The sequence below is a fragment of the uncultured Gimesia sp. genome (assembly GCF_937910335.1).
Taxonomy (GTDB): Bacteria; Planctomycetota; Planctomycetia; order Planctomycetales; family Planctomycetaceae; genus Gimesia.
This window is the reverse complement of sequence record NZ_CALEMX010000453.1, coordinates 1-3,033: the sequence shown is the minus strand read 5'-3', so window position 1 is coordinate 3,033 and position 3,033 is coordinate 1. Positions and strand designations below refer to the sequence as shown.

Here is a 3,033-nt window from a genome sequence, read left to right as displayed (position 1 = left end):
TGCAAAAACGTCACCGGTTCCCGCTGTCTCGTACTTTATCGACGCGTTTCGGTCACGCTTCGACGCGTCTAAACCACTGTTTGAACATAGTTCGCCAGATTGCAACCACAATTCGCGCAACAAAATCGGCTTGACTCCGGCGCGCCCTTCCACATGATGAAACCAGTTGGAGATCAAACAACGATTCGCAATCAAACTAATAGAACAGTAGAATAAAACAACAAAGAATTCCATGAGCACATTTCGAAATTAAATAAAAGAAGCGGGCAAATAAACCAGCCACACATCCTATTCAATAGCCACACAGAGCCCGAGATGAAAATTCGGAAGTGAAGAGACAGCAGTAATTCACAAATAGAGTAGACGCACCGGGTAGCCTCGAATGAAATTCGAGGTTGTCATAGACAACAGGAAACCGTCAGAGCACTCGTACAATTCAGAAAAACTACTCATCGATGGTAAACAAATCTATAAATCATTGTGCTTCAGTATTTGATTCGTTCAGGGCACGATTGAACCTTTTCAGGTCAATTTGTTCAAGCGCAATGGCTGCTTCCAAACCTAATCTATTTTCGAATTCTATTTCCATGCTTGTTTCTGAACTTAATTTGGAGTCAATTTTTGCTTCATCTCTCACTTTGACCAGATCGGGTACGGCACCAACAGCCTTGGGGCCAAGCTTCCCCAGTGCTATTGCTGCAGATTCACGCGAAATGCTATATCGTTTATCATTCAATGTCGTGATGAGCGCCTGAATCACTTCTGGTGAGGCGTGACCAATGTCTCCAAGCGCATCAATTAAAGATCTACGTAAAGATCTACGGGTCGATTCTTGTAAAGAATTATGGGGTACTTCTTGTTCAACGTCCTGCAGCATGTTCAATGATGCGAGTAAAGCGGGAACGGCAGGCTTTGCTTGGGGACCAAATTGTCCTAACGCATAAGCGGCCCTACTACGACAGTTAGGATTCTCATCTGACAATACTTCTATCAGTCCATTGATCACTTTTATATCAGAATTTCCAATCTTGACAATCGTTGATGCAGCAATACCTCGAACCAGTGAATCTGGATCCTTTAATGCAATTAGTAACTCTGGAAGCACTCCTTCCGCGCGGTTGCCAAAGAGTCCAATAAGGTAAATTACTTCAACCCGAATGCCTGTGTCCAGATCTTTCAGTAATTCAACTAGAACTGGGAGCGTTTCACCAGCTCTTGAAGGATCAATGTGTGAAATTGCCTGTGCCGCAGAAAATCTGATATCCCTATTTTCGTCATCTAAAGCTTGGACTAAAGAATGGACGATCCGTTGAAATTCGTAATCGTCTATTTGAGAACGCCCAATCGTTCTTAAAATATAGATAGCTCTTACTCTGATATTAATATTTTCCGAAGGTTGTATTTTTTCAAGCAGTCTTGAATTTGCCGCAGGTCCAAGAGCATAAAAAACACGACTTAGCGCACGTGAATCAGCTATTTCAGAATTTGACTCCAGCAATTCAATCAGTCTTGGCAGCGCAAGTTCGGTCGCATTACGTGATTTGACTTTTTCGAGCGCTTCATCAGTTTCTTGATCGTTGAAAGATTCTATTGCCTGAACCAACTCACTGACTGCCCGGTATTGATATACACGCCAGCTGATAAAAACCGGTAGGTAAATGATTACTAGTACCAAACAGGTTACTAAAATAATCTTTCGAATTTTAACCCATGAATACTCTTCGGATTGAGACATTGTTTGATCCTCACTTGATGCGAACAGTCGAATGGACTGACAGGGCAATAAGTGAACGATAAAAAAGCGATCAAAGATCAAAAAAAAATGTCACCCACCACCAATGGCAGGCAGAAAATGAATTTCACTCTCAGGCGAAACCTTTTGCGACAGACCGCGGGGAGTCACGTTTTGATCAACGGTAACCGACATCCCCGCCCTGAGTGTTCCCTCAGGACAGAGGCGCTCCATCACACCCGGATGCTGTTGTTCCAGAGAGTGTACTGCTTCCAGAACAGTAGCCCCTTCCACTACGACTTCTTCCTGTCCTCCACAGAACGGTCTGAGTGAGGGAGGAATAAACAGGCGAGGCATTCTCGGTTCAACTCCTGATCAAGACTATTTCTTCAACAGCTCATGCAAGACCCGTGGAGGCGACATGGGTAACTCGGTCATCTGCACTCCCACAGCATCTTGAATGGCAGCCGCCAGAGCAGCCGGCGGTGGCACGATGGGAACTTCTCCCACACCACGCACGCCATAAGGATGACCGGGGTTCGGCACTTCGACAATAATCGCGTCTATCATGGGCAGGTCATAACAGGTGGGAATCCGATAATCGAGGAAGTTCGCATTCGTCATGCTGCCCTCTTTGTCATACCAGTATTCTTCATTCAATCCCCAGCCAATTCCCTGAACGGCCCCCCCCTGAATCTGTCCTTCAACATAAGCAGGATGAATGGCAGTCCCACAGTCCTGAGCGGCTGTGTAACGCAGAATATCGACTTTTCCAGTATCAGGGTCGACTTCCACATCCACCACATGCACCCCAAAAGCACCGCCGGGTTCGTTATGATTCGAAACACCTCGGCCTACTAATGGCTCTCCCCCAATACTCAGTTCGACGGCAATCTCTTTGAAACAGACTTTTTTGTCAGGCCCGATCACATGACCATCATCATAAGAAACTTTCGCAGGATCAACATCCCATAACTCAGCAGCCCGTGCGATAATCTGTCGTTGCAAATCCTGAGCAGCTTCATAAGCGGCCCAGCCTGTAGCATAAGTCACGCGGCTTCCACCAGTCACATCGGTGTAACCCACACTGTCTGTATCCACCACAGCCGGTTTAATATCTTCAGCGGCCAGCCCAATCGCTTCTGCAAACTGCATGGCGATCGCGGTCCGCGATCCTCCAATGTCGGTGGAACCTTCCAGCAGCCCGACAGAACCATCCGAATTCACAGTCGCAGTAACGGCAGATTTCAAACCCGCATTAAACCAGAAGCCGCAACCAATGCCCCGCCCCTGATTTTTCC

At 46.5% G+C, this 3,033-nt stretch carries 3 protein-coding genes; all 3 read right to left on the bottom strand.

Annotated features, from left to right (window positions below; translation table 11 throughout):
* Positions 1-475: 475 nt before the first annotated feature.
* On the bottom strand, positions 476-1,735 hold the full coding sequence (locus tag Q0668_RS18025) for a HEAT repeat domain-containing protein (protein WP_298867167.1): 1,260 nt from the start codon (positions 1,733-1,735) through the stop codon (positions 476-478).
* A 90-nt stretch (positions 1,736-1,825) separates the two neighbouring features.
* Entirely contained in the window at positions 1,826-2,089 is a 264-nt protein-coding gene (locus Q0668_RS18020; protein ID WP_298867165.1) for a MoaD/ThiS family protein, read from the bottom strand.
* A gap of 24 nt (positions 2,090-2,113) precedes the next feature.
* Positions 2,114-3,033, bottom strand: a 920-nt coding sequence (locus Q0668_RS18015; protein ID WP_298867163.1) for a molybdopterin cofactor-binding domain-containing protein, incomplete at its 5' end; no start/stop codon positions are given.

Excerpts from the sequence above, each read along its gene's own strand:
- Q0668_RS18025 (WP_298867167.1), bottom strand. The coding sequence starts at position 1,735 with ATGTCTCAATCCGAAGAGTATTCATGGGTTAAAATTCGAAAGATTATT.
- Q0668_RS18020 (WP_298867165.1), bottom strand. The coding sequence starts at position 2,089 with ATGCCTCGCCTGTTTATTCCTCCCTCACTCAGACCGTTCTGTGGAGGA.